The organism is Agromyces sp. CF514 (assembly GCF_900113185.1).
GTDB lineage: Bacteria > Actinomycetota > Actinomycetes > Actinomycetales > Microbacteriaceae > Agromyces.
The window spans coordinates 494,094-514,488 of record NZ_FOZD01000001.1 but is presented as its reverse complement, the minus strand read 5'-3'; the positions used below and the strand labels follow the sequence as shown (position 1 = coordinate 514,488).

The 20,395-nt window shown below is 71.5% G+C and carries 18 protein-coding genes; 11 read left to right on the top strand and 7 right to left on the bottom strand.

Annotated elements, in window-relative coordinates:
- Window positions 1-84 precede the first annotated feature (84 nt).
- The 6 genes from BM342_RS02285 (at window position 85) to BM342_RS02260 (ending at window position 8,294) form a co-directional block, all read left to right on the top strand.
- Window positions 85-531, top strand: a complete 447-nt coding sequence (locus tag BM342_RS02285) for an L-rhamnose mutarotase (protein WP_092963907.1) — start codon at window positions 85-87, stop codon at window positions 529-531.
- A complete protein-coding gene (gene rhaI / locus BM342_RS02280; RefSeq protein ID WP_092963906.1) occupies window positions 528-1,694 on the top strand; it encodes an L-rhamnose isomerase in 1,167 nt (388 codons plus the stop codon). Before BM342_RS02285 ends, rhaI begins: the two co-directional genes overlap by 4 nt.
- Before the next feature lie 2 nt (window positions 1,695-1,696).
- A complete protein-coding gene (locus BM342_RS02275; protein ID WP_092966393.1) occupies window positions 1,697-3,733 on the top strand; it encodes a bifunctional aldolase/short-chain dehydrogenase in 2,037 nt (678 codons plus the stop codon).
- Window positions 3,730-5,187, top strand: coding sequence for a rhamnulokinase (locus BM342_RS02270; protein ID WP_092963905.1), 1,458 nt, complete (start codon window positions 3,730-3,732; stop codon window positions 5,185-5,187). Before BM342_RS02275 ends, BM342_RS02270 begins: the two co-directional genes overlap by 4 nt.
- Window positions 5,188-5,430: 243 nt before the next feature.
- Window positions 5,431-7,734: an immune inhibitor A domain-containing protein gene (locus BM342_RS02265; RefSeq protein ID WP_092966391.1), complete on the top strand. Its 2,304-nt coding sequence runs from the start codon at window positions 5,431-5,433 to the stop codon at window positions 7,732-7,734.
- 140 nt (window positions 7,735-7,874) lie between these two features.
- The gene (locus BM342_RS02260) at window positions 7,875-8,294 is read left to right on the top strand and encodes a hypothetical protein (protein WP_092963904.1); all 420 of its coding nucleotides are present in this window, start codon (window positions 7,875-7,877) and stop codon (window positions 8,292-8,294) included.
- Between the two features lie 48 nt (window positions 8,295-8,342).
- On the opposite strand, the gene BM342_RS02255 is transcribed toward BM342_RS02260, so the two are convergent.
- Together BM342_RS02255 and BM342_RS02250 are read right to left on the bottom strand one after the other, a co-directional pair.
- Window positions 8,343-8,927, bottom strand: a complete 585-nt coding sequence (locus BM342_RS02255; protein ID WP_092963903.1) for a hypothetical protein — start codon at window positions 8,925-8,927, stop codon at window positions 8,343-8,345.
- A gap of 33 nt (window positions 8,928-8,960) precedes the next feature.
- Window positions 8,961-9,455 carry a pyridoxamine 5'-phosphate oxidase family protein gene (locus tag BM342_RS02250; RefSeq protein WP_092963902.1) on the bottom strand — a complete coding sequence of 165 codons (495 nt, stop codon included), beginning with the start codon at window positions 9,453-9,455 and terminating at the stop codon, window positions 8,961-8,963.
- 107 nt (window positions 9,456-9,562) lie between these two features.
- On the opposite strand from BM342_RS02250, the gene BM342_RS02245 reads away from it, so the two are divergent.
- The 3 genes from BM342_RS02245 to BM342_RS02235 all read left to right on the top strand — a co-directional run bounded on the left by BM342_RS02245 (window position 9,563) and on the right by BM342_RS02235 (window position 12,275).
- A complete protein-coding gene (locus BM342_RS02245) occupies window positions 9,563-10,252 on the top strand; it encodes a TetR/AcrR family transcriptional regulator (RefSeq protein WP_177232021.1) in 690 nt (229 codons plus the stop codon).
- Between the two features lie 91 nt (window positions 10,253-10,343).
- Window positions 10,344-11,267, top strand: a complete 924-nt coding sequence (locus BM342_RS02240; protein WP_092963900.1) for a 2-hydroxyacid dehydrogenase — start codon at window positions 10,344-10,346, stop codon at window positions 11,265-11,267.
- Window positions 11,268-11,300: 33 nt separating this feature from the next.
- A complete protein-coding gene (locus BM342_RS02235) occupies window positions 11,301-12,275 on the top strand; it encodes a serine hydrolase domain-containing protein (protein WP_092963899.1) in 975 nt (324 codons plus the stop codon).
- A gap of 77 nt (window positions 12,276-12,352) precedes the next feature.
- On the opposite strand, the gene BM342_RS02230 is transcribed toward BM342_RS02235, so the two are convergent.
- The 4 genes from BM342_RS02230 to BM342_RS02215 all read right to left on the bottom strand — a co-directional run bounded on the left by BM342_RS02230 (window position 12,353) and on the right by BM342_RS02215 (window position 17,698).
- On the bottom strand, window positions 12,353-13,936 hold the full coding sequence (locus BM342_RS02230; protein ID WP_218154883.1) for a serine hydrolase: 1,584 nt from the start codon (window positions 13,934-13,936) through the stop codon (window positions 12,353-12,355).
- 133 nt (window positions 13,937-14,069) lie between these two features.
- On the bottom strand, window positions 14,070-15,707 hold the full coding sequence (locus tag BM342_RS02225) for an alpha/beta hydrolase (protein WP_092963897.1): 1,638 nt from the start codon (window positions 15,705-15,707) through the stop codon (window positions 14,070-14,072).
- 111 nt (window positions 15,708-15,818) lie between these two features.
- Complete coding sequence (locus BM342_RS02220; RefSeq protein WP_092963896.1) at window positions 15,819-16,790, bottom strand: aldo/keto reductase; 972 nt, start codon at window positions 16,788-16,790, stop codon at window positions 15,819-15,821.
- Between the two features lie 131 nt (window positions 16,791-16,921).
- Window positions 16,922-17,698, bottom strand: a complete 777-nt coding sequence (locus BM342_RS02215; protein WP_177232020.1) for an IclR family transcriptional regulator — start codon at window positions 17,696-17,698, stop codon at window positions 16,922-16,924.
- 180 nt (window positions 17,699-17,878) lie between these two features.
- Between BM342_RS02215 and BM342_RS02210 the strand changes: the two genes are divergently transcribed.
- Window positions 17,879-18,469, top strand: a complete 591-nt coding sequence (locus BM342_RS02210; protein ID WP_092963894.1) for a DJ-1/PfpI family protein — start codon at window positions 17,879-17,881, stop codon at window positions 18,467-18,469.
- Window positions 18,470-18,591: 122 nt separating this feature from the next.
- Here BM342_RS02210 and BM342_RS02205 read toward each other — a convergent pair whose 3' ends face one another.
- Entirely contained in the window at window positions 18,592-19,101 is a 510-nt protein-coding gene (locus BM342_RS02205; protein ID WP_092963893.1) for a DUF1707 SHOCT-like domain-containing protein, read from the bottom strand.
- A 116-nt stretch (window positions 19,102-19,217) separates the two neighbouring features.
- On the opposite strand from BM342_RS02205, the gene BM342_RS02200 reads away from it, so the two are divergent.
- The gene (locus BM342_RS02200; RefSeq protein WP_092963892.1) at window positions 19,218-20,384 is read left to right on the top strand and encodes an NYN domain-containing protein; all 1,167 of its coding nucleotides are present in this window, start codon (window positions 19,218-19,220) and stop codon (window positions 20,382-20,384) included.
- Window positions 20,385-20,395: the final 11 nt, after the last annotated feature.

Sequence of the window (20,395 nt, the reverse complement as noted above, 5' to 3'; positions counted from 1 at the left end):
GCCCGCGGAACGCGTTCTCCGCTTGCGACATCGGGATCGCGAAGCTATCGTTGAAACGATTCATAAACGAGAGGGAGCTCGAAGATGAGCCATGACGCAGCGGCCCCACCGCTCACCCGGGTGTGCTTCCAGCTGCAGGTCAAGCCAGAGCGCATGGCCGAGTACCGCGAACGCCATGCGGCCGTGTGGCCGGACATGCTCCGCGCGCTCAAGCGCACCGGATGGAACAACTACTCGCTCTTCCTCCGCGACGACGGCCTGCTCATCGGGTACGTCGAGACCCCGTCGATCCACGACGCGCAGGCCGCCATGGCCGAGACCGAGGTGAACGCCCGCTGGCAGGCCGAGATGGGCGAGTTCTTCGTCGACCTCGACGTGCCGCCCGACGAGGGCTTCGTGCGCCTCACCGAGGTGTTCCACCTCGAAGACCAGCTTGCGGCGCTCGACGCCGCGCCCGCGGCATCCGTCACGCAGACCACCACCGACCACGCGGCATCCGTCGCCCCCACCGCAGAAAGCAGCAACTCGTGAGCATCTTCACCGCAGACCAGCTCGCCCGGCTCGAGCAGCAGGCCATCGAACTCCCCAGCTGGGCGTTCGGCAACTCGGGCACCCGCTTCAAGGTGTTCGCCACGCCCGGCACGCCGCGCGATCCCTACGAGAAGATCGCGGATGCCGCGCAGGTGCACGCGCACACCGCGCTCGCGCCGACCGTCGCCCTGCACATCCCGTGGGACAAGGTCGACTCGTACGACGACCTGCGCCGCCACGCCGAAGACCTGGGCGTGCAGCTCGGCACCATCAACTCGAACACCTTCCAGGACGACGACTACAAGTTCGGCGCCCTCACCCACGAGGACGCGGCGGTGCGCCGCAAGGCGATCGACCACCACCTCGAGTGCATCGACATCATGCACGCCACCGGCTCGCGCGACCTCAAGATCTGGCTCGCCGAGGGTTCGAACTATCCCGGCCAGGCCGACCTGCGCGGCCGCCAGGACCGCCTGCACGAGTCGCTCGCCGAGATCTACGCGCGCCTCGGCGACGAGCAGCGCCTCGTGCTCGAGTACAAGTTCTTCGAGCCCGCGTTCTACCACACCGACGTTCCCGACTGGGGCACGAGCTACGCCCAGGTGGCCGCGCTCGGCGACAAGGCCATGGTCTGCCTCGACACGGGCCACCACGCGCCCGGCACGAACATCGAGTTCATCGTCATGCAGCTGCTGCGGCTCGGCAAGCTCGGCTCGTTCGACTTCAACTCGCGCTTCTATGCCGACGACGACCTCATCGTGGGCGCGGCCGACCCGTTCCAGCTGTTCCGCATCATCTACGAGGTGATCCGCGGCGGCGGCCTGAACAACCCGGATGTCGCGTTCATGCTCGACCAGTGCCACAACGTCGAGGACAAGGTGCCCGGCCAGATCCGGTCGGTGCTCAACGTGCAGGAGATGACGGCTCGCGCCCTGCTCGTCGACGGCGAGGCGCTGGTCGCCGCGCAGCGCTCCGGCGACGTGCTCGAGGCCAACCGCATCTTCATGGACGCCTTCTACACCGACGTGCGCCCCGCCCTCGCCGAATGGCGCGAGTCGCGCGGGCTGCCCGCCGACCCGATGCGCGCGTTCGCGGCATCCGGATACCTCGCGAAGATCGCCGCCGACCGCGTCGGCGGCGTGCAGGCCGGATGGGGTGCGTGATCATGACGAACCCCACCGCAGCCGACCTCATCGCGCGGTCGAACCGCCTCGGCGCCGACCCCAAGAACACGAACTACGCCGGCGGCAACACGTCGGCCAAGGGCACCGAGACCGACCCGGTCACGGGCGAGCCCGTCGAGCTCATGTGGGTCAAGGGCTCGGGCGGCGACCTCGGCACGCTCACCGAGCCGGGACTCGCGGTGCTGCGGCTCGACCGGCTGCGCGCGCTCGTCGACGTGTACCCGGGCCTCGAGCGCGAAGACGAGATGGTCGCCGCGTTCGACTACACCCTGCACGGCAAGGGCGGTGCGGCGCCCTCGATCGACACGGCCATGCACGGCCTCGTCGACGCGGCGCACGTCGACCACCTGCACCCCGACTCCGGCATCGCGATCGCGACCGCGGCCGACGGCGAGGAGCTGACCCGCAAGATCTTCTGCGACACGGTGGTGTGGGTGCCGTGGCGCCGCCCCGGATTCCAGCTGGGGCTCGACATCGCCGCGATCAAGGCCGCGAACCCGCAGGCCATCGGCTGCATCCTCGGCGGGCACGGCATCACCGCGTGGGGCGACACCTCGGACGAGGCCGAGGCGAACTCGCTGCGCATCATCGACACGGCCGCCGCGTACATCGCCGAGCACGGAGCGGCCGAGCCGTTCGGACCCGTGGTCGACGGCTTCGAGCCGCTCGAGCCCGGCGAGCGCCGGGCGAAGGCGGCGGCCCTCGCCGCGACGATCCGCGGGATCGCCTCGCACGACCGGCCCATGGTCGGTCACTTCACCGACGCTCCCGAGGTGCTCGACTTCCTCTCCCGCGCGAAGTCGGGCGAGCTCGCAGCCCTCGGTACGAGCTGCCCCGACCACTTCCTGCGCACCAAGGTCAAGCCCATGCTGCTCGACCTGCCCGCCTCGGCGTCGATCGAGGAGTCCGTGGCCCGCCTGGCCGAGCTGCACGAGGCCTACCGCGCCGACTACCGCGCCTACTACGACGCGCACGCGACGCCCGAGAGCCCCGCGATCCGCGGCGCCGACCCGCTCATCGTGCTCGTGCCGGGCGTCGGCATGTTCAGCTACGGCGCGAACAAGCAGACCGCGCGCGTCGCCGGCGAGTTCTACGTCAACGCGATCAACGTCATGCGCGGCGCCGAGGCGCTCTCGACCTACTCCCCCATCAGCGACGCCGAGAAGTTCGCGATCGAGTACTGGGCGCTCGAGGAGGCCAAGCTGCAGCGCATGCCGAAGCCCAAGCCGCACGCGGGCCGCATCGCGCTCGTGACCGGCGCGGCCTCCGGCATCGGCAAGGCCATCGCGACCCGGCTGGCTGCCGAGGGCGCGTGCGTCGTCATCGCCGATCTCGACCTCGACAAGGCCCAGGCGGCCGCTGCAGAACTCGGCGGCACGGATGTCGCGATCGGCGTGCAGGCGAACGTCACCGACGGTGCCGCGATCCAGCGCGCGATCGACGACGCCGTGCTCGCCTTCGGCGGCCTCGACCTGGTCGTGAACAACGCCGGGCTCAGCCTCTCGAAGCCGCTGCTCGAGACCACCGAGGCCGACTGGGACCTGCAGCACGACGTCATGGCCAAGGGCTCGTTCCTCGTGTCGAAGGCCGCCGCGCGCGTGCTCATCGACCAGGGCCTGGGCGGCGACATCATCTACATCTCCTCGAAGAACTCGGTCTTCGCGGGCCCCAACAACATCGCCTACTCGGCGACGAAGGCCGATCAGGCCCACCAGGTGCGCCTGCTCGCGGTCGAGCTCGGCGAGTACGGCATCAAGGTCAACGGCATCAACCCCGACGGCGTCGTGCGCGGCTCGGGCATCTTCGCTTCGGGATGGGGTGCGAACCGCGCCAAGACCTACGGCATCGAGGAGGAGGACCTCGGCAAGTTCTACGCGCAGCGCACGATCCTCAAGCGCGAGGTGCTGCCCGAGCACGTCGCGAACGCCGTCATCGTGCTCACCGGACCCGAGCTCAGCCACACCACGGGCCTGCACATCCCCGTCGACGCGGGCGTCGCGGCGGCCTTCCTGCGATGAGCACCGGTTCGGGAACCGTCGCGGCCGTCGACCTCGGTGCGACGAGCGGGCGCGTGATCCTCGGACGGGTCGACGGCCGCGCCGGCACGCTCGAGCTCGACCACGTCGCCCGGTTCCCGAACGGGCCGGTGCGGCTCGCCTCCGGACTGCACTGGGACGTCACCGGCCTCTACCGCGACCTCACGGCGGGCCTCGCCGAGGCGTTCCGGCGCGACCGCGCGGTCAGCTCGATCGGCATCGACTCGTGGGCCGTCGACTACGGGCTGCTGCGCGGAGAGCGCCTGCTCGGCGAGCCGTTCCACTACCGCGACGACCGCAACGCCGCCGCGGTCGACGGCGTGCACGCGGTCGTGCCGTTCGCCGAGCTCTACCGTCGCAACGGCCTGCAGTTCCTCCCGTTCAACACCCTGTACCAGTTGGCCGCCGAGCAGTCCGCGGCAGACGACGGCGTCGTCGGCGGCTGGCTCGGGCTCGCCGACTCGCTGCTGCTCGTGCCCGACCTCATCGCGTACCAGCTCACGGGACGCCGCGTCGCCGAGCGGACCAACGCCTCGACGACCGGGCTCGTCGGCGTGCGCACCGGGGAATGGGACGACGAGCTCATCGAGCAGCTCGGCCTGCCGGCTTCGGTCTTCGCCCCGATCGTGGCCCCCGGGGACTCGCTCGGGGAGCTGCGTCCCTCGGTCGCCGAGCAGCTGGGCGCGCCCGCGGGCGTCGAGGTCGTTGCGGTCGGTTCGCACGACACCGCCTCGGCGGTCGCCGCCGTGCCCATGCGCGCCCAGTCGGCGGCGTACATCTCGTGCGGCACGTGGGGGCTCGTGGGCGTCGAGCTCGAGCATCCCGTGACGACGGATGCCGCGCGCGAGGCGAACTTCACGAACGAGGCCGGGGTCGACGGGCGGGTGCGGTTCCTGCACAACGTCATGGGCCTCTGGCTGCTCTCGGAGTCGGTGCGGTGGTGGGAGCGGGACGGCACGGACATCGACCTCGCCGAGCTGCTCGCCGCCGCGGCATCCGTCACCGTGCCGGTCGCCGTCTTCGACGTGAACGACGCGCGCTTCAGCCCGCCAGGCGACCTGCCCAGCCGCATCGCGGAATGGTGCGCCGAGCACGGCGTGCCCGCACCGCAGAGCCGCGCCGAGTTCGCCCGGTCGATCATCGAATCGCTGGCCGAGGCCTTCGCGGGCGCGGTGCGGCAGGCGTCGGTGCTCTCGGGCGTCGACGTCGACACGATCCACGTCGTCGGCGGCGGCGCGCTGAACGAACTGCTCTGCCGGCGCACCGCCGACCGCTCGGGGCTGCCGGTGCTCGCCGGCCCCGTCGAGGCCACCGCGATCGGCAACGTGCTGGTGCAGGCGCGGGCGCAGGGCTTCGTCGGGGGCGACCTGGAATCGATGCGGGCGCTCGTCGCGAGGGCGTTCGCCCCGCGGCGGTACGAGCCCCGCACTCGGTGAGGCACACGGACCCGGCGCGCGCTGAGGGGCGGAATCATCCTCCGACCCGGCTCGGAGTTCAAGACTGTCTTGTCTCGCAGGTGATTCATAGACTCATGGGCATCGCCGGATCCGGCGTGTTGCATCACCCCACAAGAGGCTGAGGCGCCACCACCAGTGACGGGCTCGTGAGCTGCCTCAAATGCTGCACCGCCGCCGCCCTCAGCGGCTCCGGCACTCCTCCTGGAGGTATACGTGCGCAAGATGCTGTTGGGGGCCGCGACCGCGGCGCTCCTCACTGCGAGCATGATCGGGGCTCCGGCCGCGTTCGCAGCCCCACCCGCCGACGAACCCTCGGCGGTCGTTCCAAGCGACAACCTGCCCAACCCGCTCGAGGAGAAGCGCACCGCGCTCCGCGAGTCGGCGATCACGGGCGTGCTCAACGGAGAGCTCACGACCGAGCAGCGCGGTGACAGCACCGTCGTCAAGGTCGGCACCGACACCTCCGGCCCCGCGGCGGGCAGCAGCAGCCGCTACGGCAAGCCGGGCAAGGCGAAGGACCAGTACGTCGAGCTTGCGCGCGAGACGACGGACCGCGTCTTCGCGATCCTCGTCGAGTTCGGCGACGACGCGTCGCCGTACCCGCCCGCAGCCAACGCGCAGCGCACCACGGGTCCGCTGCACAACCAGATCCCCGCTCCCGACCGCACGGTCGACAACAGCACGGTCTGGCGTTCGGACTACTCGCAGAGCTACTTCCAGGACCTCTACTTCGGCAACGACGAATCGCTGCGCACCTACTACGAGAGCCAGTCCTCCGGCCGCTACAGCATCGGCGGCGAGGTCACCGACTGGGTAAAGGTGAACTACACCGAAGGACGTTACGGCGCGAACTACTGCGGATCGAACGTCTGCAACAACGCCAAGGCGCTCGTGCGCGATGCGGCGAACGTCTGGTACGCCGACCAGATCGCGAAGGGCCGCACGCCCGCCGAAGTGAAGGCCGAGCTGGCCACGTTCGACGTCTGGGACCGCTACGACCTCGACGGGGACGGCAACTTCAACGAGCCCGACGGCTTCATCGACCACTTCCAGATCGTGCACGCGGGCGGCGACGAGGCCGATGGCGACCCGATCTACGGTTCGGACGCCATCTGGAGCCACCGCTGGTACGCCAACCTCGCGTACGTGCCCGGCACCGGCAACTCGATCACCGGCACCCAGATCGGCGACTCGGGCATGTGGATCGGCGACTACACGATGCAGCCCGAGAACGGCGGTCGCAGCGTGTTCTACCACGAGTACGGACACGACCTCGGCCTGCCCGACGACTACAACGTGCTCTCCGGCGGTGACAACAACAACGAGCACTGGACCCTCATGGCGCAGAGCCGGCTCGGCGCCAAGTCCGACCAGGGCATCGGCGAGCGCGGCGGCGACCTCGGCGCGTGGAACAAGCTGCAGCTCGGATGGCTCGACTACACGCTCGTGGAGCCGGGCAAGAAGAAGATCGTGAACCTCGGCCCCGCCGAGTACAACTCGAAGAAGGCGCAGGCCATCGTCGTGCCGCTGCCGAAGAAGGAGGTCGTCTCCGAACTCGGCGCACCCGCCTCGGGCGCGAAGCAGTGGTACAGCGGCACGGGCGACGACCTCGACGTCTCGCTGAGCCGTCAGGTGACCGTGCCCGCCGGCGCGCAGCTGACCTTCAAGACCAGGTACGACATCGAGGCCGGGTACGACTACGCGTTCGTCGAGGTCGACACGGGCTCGGGGTACCTGCCGATCACCGGCAGCCTGCCGTTCGATCCCGCCACCAACGGAACCGACGGGTCGCAGGCCGACTGGGTGCAGGCCTCCTACGACCTGGGCGCCTATGCGGGCCAGACGGTCGGCCTCCGCATCCGGTACCTGACCGACGGCGGTGTCGCCGGCAACGGCGGCGACCTGATCCCGGGCCTCTTCGTCGACGACATCGCGATCGCCGGCGTGTTCGAGGACGGTGCCGAGTCGGGCGACAACGGCTGGACGGTCGACGGCTTCACGGCGGTCGGCGCGCAGACGACGAACCTGTTCGACAACTACTACATCGCTGCGAACCGCTCCTACGTGTCGTACGACAAGTACCTGCAGACGGGTCCGTACTTCTTCGGGTACAACCCGACGTACGTCGACAAGGTCGACCACTACGCCTACCAGCAGGGTCTGCTCATCTCGTACTGGGACACCTCGTATGGTGACAACGACACGTTCGCCCACCCGGGCAGCGGTCGCAACCTGTACGTCGACGCGCACCCGAAGCTGCTGAAGGACGTCAACGGCAACTACTGGCGTTCGCGGGTGCAGGTGTTCGACGCACCGTTCGGCCTGAAGCCGACCGACAAGACGGTGCTCCATGTGGGCGGCGTGCAGAGCGTCATCAAGGCGCAGCTGCCCAACCCGCTGTTCGACGACACGAAGACCTACTGGTACCCCGAGCTGCCGAACCACGGCGTCAAGCTCCCGGCCGTCGGGGTCAGGATGGCGGTGCTGAACCAGCAGGGCACGTCGATGACGGTCGCGGTCTTCTGACCTCGGCTCGACGCACGACGCACGACGGGCGGCGCCCGGGAGTTCCGACTCCCGGGCGCCGTCCCGCTTCCGGCGGACGCAGTGCCGGAGGAGAATGTGCCACGGCGATCGCGCCGAGGGACGCTCGGAAGGAAGCACGCATGCAGAAGATCCTGGGCCTCGCACTCGCGGCCGTCACCGTCGGGCTGCTCGCCGGCTGCGCGCCCGCGAGCCGGAATGCGGGCGGGCCCTCGGCATCCGGAGCCGCCGACTCGCCGTCGAGTTCGCCGACGCTGTCGTCGACGGACCTGCCGACGCTGAAGCCGCCCACGGCTCCGCCGACCGACCCGACCGACGTGCTGCCGAACGGCACGGTCGCCGGGCGGGTGTCCGCGACATCCGAAGGCTGCATCGACGTGACGACCGACGACGGCGACGTCTGGTCGCTCACGGGCGCGGTCGACGTCGTGATCGCCGTCGGCGACACGGTGCTCGCGAAGGTCGAGCCGCTCCCGACGGACGTCGACTCGTGCGGGTCGGGTGCGCCGGCGCGGATCGTCTCGATCAGCCTGGTCGGCTGAGCCGGAACGTCGCGCGCAACGGCGACGACGGCGACGGCGACGGCCCGATCAGTGCCCGTGCGCCGCGAGCTGGATGAGGATCACGCTGAGGCCGACCGCCATCAGGATGGCGAGCGCCGCGAGCTGCTTCCACCAGGGCGCGTTGGTCCGGCGGACGCCCAGGTAGGCGATCACGCCGAGCGTGACGAGGTACACCAGCGAGCCGAGGCGGAGCGCGGGCTCCAACTCCATGACGCCGAACGCGGCGAGCAGCAGCAGCAGCACCGGCACGCCGGCCGACGCGATCGCCGAGGCGGCGATGCGCAGCATGACGCGCACCTCGTGGGCGCGCGGGAATCGGCTGTGCACCGAGACGAACGAGATGACGTCGGCGGCGAGGCCTGCGGCGCTGATCGCGAGGATGCCGACCGCCAACTCGGCGGCCGTGCGGCCTGCGACGAGGTGGTCGACGTTCTGCAGCTGCACGAGCACGATCGCGAGCCCGGTGAACGTCGCGTAGACGCGCTCCTTCAGGGCTTCGCCGCGCACCTGCTCGGGTCGCACGCGGTCGTCGCCGACCACGGCGCCGACCGCACCCTGGCGCTCATCGCCCTGGTCGTTCGCCTGCTCGGATCCCGTGCCCCCGCCATCCATGAGCGCAACGGTACCAGCCTGCAGGCACCACGCTCAGGCGGTGACGGATGCCGCGCGCACGCGCCCTGCGGCCGCCTCGGTGTCGCGCATGCCGAGCGCCGAGACGCCGACGCCGTACGTGACGAAGTCGCCCCGCGGGCGCACGCTGACGCCGATGACGTGACCGTGGTCGCCACCGTCGGAGACGTCGATGTCGTCGAGCAGCGCGCTGCGCACGTGCTCGGGCATCTCGGCGACGGGCACGATCTCGGCGTCGCCCGAGAAGGTGACGGTCGCCGCCGGGATCTTGATCCACGGCATGAGCGGCACGCGCTTGGCGACGGGCACGGTGATCGACACGTTGCGGTTGGCCGAGATGTGCCTCGTCTTCCAGGCGAGGTCGTGCGAGGTGAACCAGATGCGCTCGTCGTGCACGGCGTGCATGACCCCGGCCGTGCGCGACTCGCCGCGCGCGGTCACCATGCCGATGACCATGAAGTTCTCTGCGGAGATCGCCTTCCAGACCTCTCCGTTCGTGACGTCGACCATGTTCCCGCTCCAATCGCTTTACAATGTAAAGCACACGGTACGCGCGCCCGCTTTACATTGTCAAGCGCTTGCCCGGAGCCGACGATGCGCCCACCATGGAAGTCACGATGCCAGACACGATCCCGACCGTTCCCGCCGCCGAACCAGTGGCGCCCGTCGCACCACTGGCGCCCGCCGCGGCCGGCAAGCCCGTCGCTTCCGCCGCCCCCGGCGCCCCCGGCCGCGCCGCGTTGCTGCGAGCCATGGAGGAGCTGGCCCGCGAGCACGGCGTGAACAGCGTCGGGCTCCGCGAGGTCGCCCGACGGGCCGGCCTCTCGCACGCAGCGCCCACCCACTTCTTCGGCAGCCGCGAGGGCATGATCCGCGCACTCGCCCTCGAGGGCCTGGCGCTGCTCGACGACGAGCTCTGCACCGCGCAGGAACGGGCGGCCCATCTGCCCGGACGCGAGCGGCTCGTCGCCGACTCGCTCGAATTCGTCGCGTTCGCCCAGCGCAACCCCGCGCACTTCGACGCGATGTTCCGCACCCCGAGCATCGCCCGCGGCGATGAGACGCTCGACCGCGCCAGGCTCGCCGCGCTCGGCGGCCTGCGCGCCCTCGTCGTCGAGGTGCACGCGAACGGCGACATCACCGGCGACGTCGAGAGCACGTTCCTCCAGCTCTGCGCCATGAGCCACGGCATCGCCTCGCTCGCGGTCGACGGCGTGCTGCACGGCTTCGACGAGATCGCGCCGAGCGACGAAGCCATGGGAGTGGCGGAACGCATCATCCGGGCCCAGGTCGAGCAGCTGCCGTGACCCGGGCCGCGGCCTCGACCGCGCCGAGCCGGGTCGAGCGGATGCCGCGCCGCGCTGCCGACCGGCACCTCGCCCCTGAGAGGATCGACGCATGACCGACCGCCTGCTCGTCTCCCTGCCCGATGCGGCCCTGCGCGACGCGATCGGGCAGCTGCCCGAAGGCGTCGACGTGGTGCTGTGGGATCTGGCCGACCCGGCCCCTGCCGCGCACCTCGACCTCGTCGTGCCGCCGTACATGGGCTCGGCCGAGCGGCTCGGTGCGCTCGGGGGCGTGTCGACGCGCCTCGTGCAGTCGCAGTCGATCGGCTACGACGACGTCGAGGCGGCCCTGCCGCCCGGGCACGTCTACGCGAACGCGGCATCCGTGCACGAGACCTCGACGGCCGAGCTGACGCTGGCCCTCGTACTGGCGGCCCAGCGCGGCATCGCCGACTTCGTGCGCGCCGCGGGCGAGGGCCGCTGGGCGCCGGCCATGCACACCAGCCTCGCCGACCGCCGCGTGCTGCTCGTCGGCTACGGAGGAGTCGGGCAGGCGATCGAGGCGCGCCTGCTGCCGTTCGAGGTCGAGCTCACGCGCGTCGCGAGCCGCCCGCGCGACGACGAGCGCGGCCGTGTCCACGGCATCGACGAACTGCCCGATCTGCTGCCGCTCGCCGAGATCGTCATCGTCGGCGTTCCGCTGACGGAGGCCACGACCGGCCTCGTCGACGCGGCGTTCCTGTCGGCGTTGCCCGACGGCGCCCTCGTCGTGAACATCGCCCGCGGCAAGGTGGCCGACACCGACGCGATCCTGTCCGAGGCGGCATCCGGTCGCCTCCGCTTCGCGCTCGACGTCACCGACCCCGAGCCGCTGCCCGCCGGGCACGCGCTGTTCGCCCTGCCGAACGTGCTCGTCTCGCCGCACGTCGGAGGTGCGTCGACCGCGATGACGCCGCGCATGGCGCGGCTCGTGCGCGATCAGGTCGAGCGGATGCTCCGGGGCGACGAGCCCCGCAACGTCGTGCTGCGCAGCTGAACCCGCCCTGCCCGCCACTCCGAGAGGACTGCGATGCCGCACTTCGACCACGCCTTCGACTGGGCACGTGACCACGTCGAGTCCGGACGCCTGCCGACCGCGGTGCTCGGCGTCGCGAGCGCCGACGGCGTCGTCGCACTCGACGCGTTCGGTGCGACCGGGTCGCACGAGGCATCCGTCGACGACCGCTACCCGCTGTTCTCGATCACGAAGCCGATCGTCGGACTGGCCGCGATGCACCTCATCGAGCAGGGCCGGCTGACGCTCGAGACGCCGCTGACCGCGGCGGTGCCCGAGTTCGGGGCCGGCCGCGACGACGTCGTGCGCCTGCGGCACCTCGTGAGCCACACCTCGGGAATCGTCGAGCCGGCGATGGATGCAGTCGAAGGGTTGCGTGCCGGGCTGCTCGCCCCGGGCCGCGACTTCGCCGCAGGCACCACGAGCCGGTACTCGACGATCGCCTACTCGGGCGTCGCCGCGCTCATCGAGCACGCGAGCGGCGAGCCGTGGGAGCGACGGGTCCTCGCCGTCGGCGAGCGCGTGGGGGCGAACGGCTTCACGTTCGACGCCGACAGCCCGCATGCGCCGATCGACGCCGCCGAGAACGGCCTCGACTTCGAACGCTTCGCCTCGATGCGCCACCCGGGTGCCGGGCTGTTCGGCCGCGCCCGCGACCTGCTCGCGGTCGGCAGCGCGCTGCTGCGCGACGACGGATCGCTGCTCTCGCCCATCGGCCTCGAGGCCATGCTGCGACCGCTCACCGCGGGACTTCCGAGACTCGATCCCTATCCCGCGTCGCGCGGCCAGGACTGGGGCGTCACGTGGAACCTGCGCAACGCGGCGCCCGCACTGCTCACGCGCGACACCTACGGGCACGGCGGATGGGCGGGCACCCAGTTCTGGGTGACCCCGTCGCTCGGGGTGTGCTTCGTGCTGCTCACCAACCGGGCCGACGCGCCGGGCGTCGACGGCGACCTGCTGCACAACGCGGTGGCCTCGGCCGCGTAGCCGCGCCATCGGTCACCACCCGATCAACACCCGATCATCGCGCGATCATCGCGCGATCATCGCGCGATGAAGCACCATCATCGCGTCCAGGTGCCGAGGCCGTTCGTGTCGAAGAACTGCAGCGTCATCGTGTCGGCACCGCCGCCGACCGCGAACGTCGCCGACGACTTCGAGCCCCACGGCGCGTTCTCACCGGTCGGCACGAACGCGAACTCGTCGCCGTCCCACGGTTCGAGCTCGAACTCGTAGCCGCCGTCGGGGCCGAGCCGGGCGACGAGCGAGTCGCCCTCCACGGTCACCACGGCATCGCCGTAGTACGGGTTCGACCACGTGCCCGAGTACTCCTGGAGCGGGCCGGGCGCCGTGGCATCCGCCGGCTGCTCCTCGTTCGCGAGATCGCCGGCGGGCTCGTAGTAGTGGGCGAACGCCTGCCCGTAGTCGGCGAGCCAGTCGCGGTGCACCTCGCCGAACTGCACCCGGTCGAGGAAGGTGCTGACGATCGCCTCGGGCACGCCGATCGGCCCGCCGTTCGTCAGCGCGACGACGCCGAGGCCGAGGCTCGGCACGATCTGGAAGTTCGTCGCCGCACCGAGGCAGAACGCGCCGGAGTGCGACGCGGTCGTGTGCCCCGACGGGTCGGTGCCGGTGTTGAAGCCGTACCCGTAGAACCCCGCGCGGAGGTCGGATGCGCCGGCCTGCCCCGACACGATCTCGGGCGTCATCGCGGGCACGAGCTCTGCCGCCGGCACGATCTCCTCGCCCGCGAAGGTGCCCTCGTCGAGCAGCAGCGACATCCACTTCGCCAGGTCGAGCACGTTCGAGCTGACCCCGCCGGCCGGGGTCTGCGCGTCGGCATCCCGCTCGTAGAGCGGCTGGAACTCGCCGTCCTCGAGCGCGTGCAGCGTGGCCCGGTCGTCCTGCGCGAGGAAGTCCTCGTAGCGCGAGCTCGTGGAGTCCATGCCGAGCGGCTCGTACAGGGCCTGCTCCGACAGGGTCTCCCAGTCGGTGCCGACGGCGTTCGCGACCGCCTCTGCGCCCGCGGTGAGCCCGAAGTTGGCGTAGTTGTACGTCGACCTGAACGGGTCGAGCGGCACCTGGTCGAGGTGCTCGAGGATGTAGTCGCGGTCGTACCCGATGTCCTCGAGCGAGTCGCCGGCGGCCATCAGCAGCCCCGACCGGTGCGCGAAGAGGTCGCCGACCGTGACGTGCTCGGTGACCCACGGGTCGGCGAGCCCGAACCCGGGCAGGTACTGCGCAGCCGGGGTGTCCCACGTGAGTCCGTCGCCCAGCTGCGAGGCCACCACGGTCGCTGCGATCGGCTTGGACATCGAGGCGATCTGGAACACCGTCTCCTCGTCGACCGGCTCGTCCTCACCGACCTCGCGAACGCCGAACCCCTTGGCGAAGAGCAGCTCGTCGCCGTGCACGACCGCGACGGCTGCGCCGGGCACGCCCGATTCGTCGAGGATCCCCTGGATGTCGCCCTCCAGCGCTTCGAGCGCGCCGTCGAGGCCGCCCTCCGCCACCTCGACCGCGTCACCGGGCGGCGGGCCGTCGGCCGAGACGCGTGGCGCGTACGGCTCGGGTTCGGGCGCGCAGCCTGCGAGCGTCACGAGCAGGATCACGGCCGCCGAGACGGCAGCACCCTTCACAATGCGCACGGCATTCCTCCCCCATCGCCCGGCTCGTCGGAGCCACGGCTCCCCCTCGAGCCGACGACCGAAGCCTAGCGTCCGTCGCGGGGCGGGGGCACGACCCCCGAACGCCCGGGCTCCTGCTTCGGGCGCGGCGCCGCTACTCGCTCACGCTGCCGACCGGCTGCACCTCCGCGTAGCCCTCGAGCACGCTCTGGACCCGCGCGAGCGCAGCGGCATCCAGTCCGCCGTCGCCCGTGACCGCCTGCCATCCGTCGAGCATGATGTCGCCGTAGTTGTGGCCGTAGCTGGCGGGCACGCCCGCGCTCACGAACATGTCGATCGCGACCTGGAGCGCGGTCACGGCCGGGATCCAACGCATCGAGTCGCTGACGTCGTCGGAACGCTCTTCGGGGGTCAGCCAGTCGGGCTCGGCCCAGATCAGCTCGAGTCCGAGCCACGTGACCGGGTCCGTCGCGTGCTGCAGGTAGGCGACCCGCGGCGCCTCCCATCCCGGGCCGAGTGCCTCGAAGTCGCCGGGCACCGACTGCCAGCGCACCTCGCGCCCGTCGTCGACGACCGGGAGCCATTGCGGGCTCCCCTCCTCGCGCGCCGCCGTGAGGGTGCGCCACATGGTCGAACCGTTCGGGCTGCCGACCAGGAGCGCCCCCTCGGTGCGGGCGCGCATCTCGTCGAGGCCGCCGAACGCCTCCTGCGTTCCGTGCGCGCCGAGGCTCAGCCCGTACACGACGAGCTGCGGTCGGGAGTCCTCCGGCAAGGTCTCCCATTTCGCGTGCACGGCATCGAACAGGGCGACGGATGACGCGACCGGGGCATCGGGGTCGAAGAGGAACGACACCCAGCTCGGCGTGTACGCGTACTGCGTCGACACGATCGCCGTGTCGCCGCCGTGCAGGTACTCGACGGCGTCGACGGCCTGCGGCTCGAGCCAGCCCGAACCGGTCGTCGTGGCGACCACGAGCAGGTCGCGGTCGAACGCGCCGGTGCGCTCGAGCTCGCGCACGGCGATCTCGGCGCGTTCCTCGACGGTCGGGGCGTTCGCCTGGCCGACGTAGACGCGAATCGGTTCGAGCGCGGGTCGCCCCGTGAGCTCCTCGATGTCCACGGCCTTCGGACCGCCGCCGAGGAAGGCGGTGCCATGGCGGCCGACCAGGTCCCACTCGACCTCGGAGTCGGGGCCGGCCGAGCGGAAGGCGCTCATCGGCTCGGTGACCCAGGGCGCCGCCGGGCCGTTGTTCGCCAGGTACAGCCGGTCGAGTCCGAACATCACGACGGAGACGACCGCAACGGTCGAGGCGACGATGATTGCCACGGTCGCGGTCACGCCCCACGCGCGCCCGAGGCGGGCCGAGAGCCGGATCCCCAGCCGTCGTTCGGCACGGGCGAGGGCGATGCCGATGAGCACCACCGGCACGAATCCGACGACGAAGAGCAGTCCGTCGAAGCCGTCGGTCTCGGGGAGCTCGACGGTGCGACGCACCTCGTTCTGCCATCCGACCGAGGCGATCGACAGCACGATCGCGAGCACCACGGCGGCCCCGAGGTACACCCACCAGGCGATGCGGCGCCACTTCTCCGTCGGGCGCCAGCGGACGAAGCGACGCACCAGCCACCACAGGAACGCCCCGATGCCGTAGCCGATGAGGAACGCGAACGCGGTGATGACGCCCTGGAGCAGCGCCGGGCGGGGCAGCAGCGACGGGGTCATCGAGAGTGCGGCCGCGAGCAGCCCGATCAGGGCTCCCCCGGGGTCGAGCCTCCACCAGCGAGCGCGCACACCGACCCCCTTCGACGTCGCCCCGGGCTGCGGCGTCACCGCATCATGGCACGACGCCCGCGCCGAACCGCGGCGACACGGGCATCCGGAGTCCGTGCCGCCGCGCGAGGGTCAGGCGGATGCCGCGGCGAGCGCGGCGAGCTCCTCGGCCGTCAGCTCCAGCTCGAGCGAGGCGAGCAGGTCGCCCAGCTGTTCGACGCTGCGCGCGCTCGCGATCGGGGCGACGACGGTCGGCTGCTGCCTGAGCCACGCGAGCGAGACCGAGGCGACGGATGCCGCGTGGGCGGCCGCGACCTCGTCGAGCACCGCGAGCACGCGGTCGCCGCGTTCGCCCACGTACGGTGCCGCGCCGCCGGCACGGACGCTCGCGCCGGCGGCGGTGACATCCGCCTCGGTGCGGTACTTGCCGGCGAGGAAGCCCTTCGCGAGCGAGAAGTACGGGAAGACCGCGAGCCCCTCGCGCTCGGCGCGCTCGCGCAGCCCGTTCGTCTCGAAGTCGCGCTCGACGAGGTTGTAGTGCGGCTGGAGGGCGACCGCGCGGTGCAGACCGTTCGCCTCGGTCACCCGGAACCACTCGTCGATGCGCTCCGGCGAGTAGTTCGAGATGCCGATCGCCCGGATCTTCCCGGCGTCAACGAGCTCCGAGAGGGCGCCGATCGTCTCGTCGAGCGGAACCTCGGCGTCGTCGAAGTGCGCGTAGTAGAGGTCGATGACGTCGGTGCCGAGGCGCTGGAGCGAAGCATCCGCCGCCGCCCGGATGTTCGCAGCCGAGAGGCCCGTGAAGTCGGGGTGGGTGCTCACCTTCGTCGCGATCACGACGTCGTCGCGCGGACCGCGCGAGGCGACCCACTCGCCGATCAGGCGCTCGCTGTCGCCGCCCGTGTTGCCCGGCACCCAGGCCGAGTAGCCGTCGGCAGTATCGAGGAAGTCGCCGCCGCCCGCGGTGAACGCGTCGAGCACGGCGAACGTCGCGTCGCGGTCGGCGGTCCAGCCGAACACGTTGGTGCCGAGCGACAGCGGCGTGATCTCGAGGTCGGATGCGCCGATGCGCACGCGGTCGGCGGTCTGGACGGATTCGGTCATGCTGGCTCCTCGCAGGGGTCGGAACGGTGGACGTCTCGCCGGCCTCGATGGCGCGAGCGCCCACGACCGACAGTGACCCCAACGACCAGCGGATGCCGGTATTCCCCCGTTGCCCCGTGTGACGCGCCCGCTCAGCCCGCGAGCCGCGCCGAGACCTGCCACGCGCCGCGGCGCACCGCGCGCTCGAGCTGGGTCGACCGGGCGGCGAAGTCCTTCGCCTGCACCGAGACCGAGACGGCTCCGACCGTGCGGCCGGCGGCCGAGCGCACGGGTGCGGCGATGCACGCGAGCTTCGGCAGGTACTCCTCGATCTCGACGGCGACCTGCTGGGCGCGGATCTCGTCGAGCTGGTCGTTCAGCGCCGCGGCATCCGTGATGCTCGATGCCGTGAGGCGAGCGGGCGCGTGCCGCTCGAGGAAGCGGGCGACCGCGGCGTCGTCGCGCGACGCGAGCATGAGCTTGCCGAACGCGGTCGTGTGCGAGGCCTCCGAGAAGCCGACGTGCAACTGGCCGATGCGCGGGTGCGCGGCGGAATCCTCGATGTGGGCCACCGCGATGTCGTCACCGCGGAAGACCGTGAGGTACGCGGGCGCCCCGACGGCGTCGTGCATCGCGCGCAGCACCTGCCGCACGGGGTCGGTGGCGACGAGCTGGTACTGGAGCGCCCGGCCGAGCTGGTCGACCGTGCGGCCGAGGATGTAGCGGTGCTCGCCCGCCTGCCGGGCCAGGTAGTCCTGCCGGTGCAGGGTGGCGAGCAGGCGGTAGGTGGTCGACTGGCCGAGCCCGAGCGAGCTTGCGATCTCGGCGGCCGTGAGCCCGGTCGGCGCCGCGCCGACGAGCTCGAGGATGCGCAGCACGCGCTCGGCCGACTGGATGCCCGCGCCGCCGTGGCGCTCCTCTGCGCTCATGTCCCCGATGGTACGCCGGGCGGCGGCGCGACCGACAGGCTCGTCCGCCGCCCGCCCGCACCGATCCGGGGCGTTTTCGCACATAGTGCGAACGCGGCGTGACGCGGGCCGCACGCGGGCGCAGAGTCGACCCGTCCGGTCGGAGCAGACCGGCCGATCCAGACCAATGGAGGTCCCCTCATGACCAAGATCCTCATCATCACCGGCGACGCGGCCGAGACGCTCGAGGTGCTCTACCCCTACGAGCGCCTCAAGGAGGAGGGCTTCGAGGTGCACATCGGCGCACCCGAGGCGCGCAAGCTCCAGTTCGTCGTGCACGACTTCGTCGACGGCTTCGACACCTACACCGAGAAGCTCGGCCACACCTGGCCCGCGGATGTCGCGCTCGCCGACGTCGATCCGGCCGACTACGCCGCCATCGTGATCCCGGGCGGCCGTGCGCCCGAGTACCTGCGCAACAACGAGGACGCGAAGCGCATCGTGCGCCACTTCTTCGAGGCGGATGCCCCGGTCGCGGCCACCTGCCACGGCCCGCTGCTGCTCGCGGCTGCCGGCGTGCTCGCCGGCCGCACCTCCTCGATCTACCCCGAGCTCGCGATCGACCTCGAGGTGGTCGGGGCCGCGTTCGAGAACGGCGGCGGCGTGGTCGACGGCAACCTCGTCACCTCGCGTGCGTGGCCCGACAACGGCACCTGGATGAAGGCGTTCCTCGGGGTGCTGGCCGCAGCCGGGGTTCGCGCCGAGGGCGAGCTCGCCGCGGCATCCGCCTGAAGCCCGCTGCGCCGACCTCGCACGGACGCGGATGGTCGCCATCGACGGGATGACGCGGCCATTCGCGTCCGCGCTGCGTGGAGCCGCAGGTCAGCGCGAAGGCGCGGGTCGCGGCAGGCGGGTCAGCGCCCGCGGCGCTCGTCGGCGCCGGGGCCGTAGATGACGATGCCCGCGATGGGCACGAGCAGCCACCACAGCCAGGCCCAGCCCCAGCCGCCCAGGAACCCGCTCAGCAGGAACAGGATGAGCGCGACGAACGGCACCAGCGCCATGATCGTGGCGCCCACCGCCCCGCCGAGTGCGCGCGTGCCCGAGCGTCCCGAACGCGACGGCTCGAGGTCGGGGTCGGTGAAGGTCGCCGGGCGGGCGACGGGATCGCCCGGGTCGACCGAACCGTACCGGGGGCCGGGCGACCCGGGTGCGGGCGGAGTCTCGGCCGGCAGGTCGGCGAACAGCGGGGCGAGGTCGCCGCGCGTGACGGCGGCGCGGGCGCTCGCGGCCCGCTCGCCGTACTCCGCGACGCTCAGGCGCCCGGCGGCGTGCGCGTCGGCGAGGCGCGCCACCGCACGCTCGCGCTCGGCGTCGCTGAGCCGCAGGTCGGGGCTGCCGGGGGTGGCGTAGTCGTCGCTCATAGGCCCAGTGTGGCCGAGCCGGTCGGGCACGCCAACCCCCGCGTCGCGTGGCGGCTCCGGAGCTTGCACAGGTCGGCGGCGTAGGCTCGGAGGCACACCCTCGATGGAAGGTCTCCATGCCCATCTCGGCAGAACCCCGCGTGGCGCTGTACTTCGACTTCGACAACATCGTCATCTCGCGATACGACCAGTTGCACGGCGACAGCCAGTACCGCCGCGACACCTCCCGCCGCAAGACCGTCTCACCCGAGACGGCCGACCGGCTCGCACAGGCGACGGTCGACGTCGACGCCGTGCTCGACTTCGCCGCCACGTTCGGCACGATCGCGATCGCCCGCGCCTACGCGGACTGGTCGACGCCCGTCAACGCGAGCTACCGCGGCCAGCTCATCGACCGCGCCGTCGACCTCGTGCAGCTGTTCCCGCTCTCGGCGACGAAGAACGGCGCCGACATCCGCCTCGCGGTCGACGCGATCGAGGACATGTTCCGCATCGACGACCTCACGCACATCGTGATCGTCGCGGGCGACTCCGACTACGTCGCCCTGGCGCAGAAGGCCAAGCGCCTCGGCCGCTACGTCGTCGGCATCGGCGTCGCGGGCGGCACCAGCCGCGCCCTCACCGCGGCGTGCGACGAGTACGCCGACTACGACGCCCTGCTCGACCTCGAAGAGGCCGCAGACCAGGCGACGGATGCCGCGACGACCACGGATGCCGCATCACAGCCGCCCGCGGCATCCGCTCGCCGTGGTCCGAAGAAGGCACCCGCCGCGAAGGACGCGACGGTCGCAGCGGATGCCGCACCGGCCGCCGATGCCGCAGCCGATGCCGCGCCCGAGGCCGCGGCTGCCGGCGGCGCGAAGACCGACGCGGGCACCGCCCCCGCGAAGCGCACGAACCGCCGCGCCAAGTCGGGCGTCACCTCGGCCAAGGCCGCAGCTGCCGCGATCGAGTCCGAGGAGCCCGACGACGTCTTCGTGCTCGAGACCTCCGGGCCGCGCGGCGTTCCGGTCGTCGCGTTCATGCCTCCGGGGGCCGAGGCGCCGACCCGCAACCCCGGGCGCCTGCTCGTGAAGGCACTCGAACTGCTGCGCGCGAAGAACGACGAGGAATGGCAGTCGTCGGGCGCTGTGAAGAACCAGATGCTGCGCATGGACCCGTCGTTCCAGGAGCGGCGGCTCGGGTTCGGCTCGTTCACGGACTTCCTGAAGTCGCGCGGCGGTGTCGTCGAGGTCGACGAGTCGGGCCGAGGGCGCGTGCGCATCCGCCCCGACAAGGACTAGCGCCGAGATCG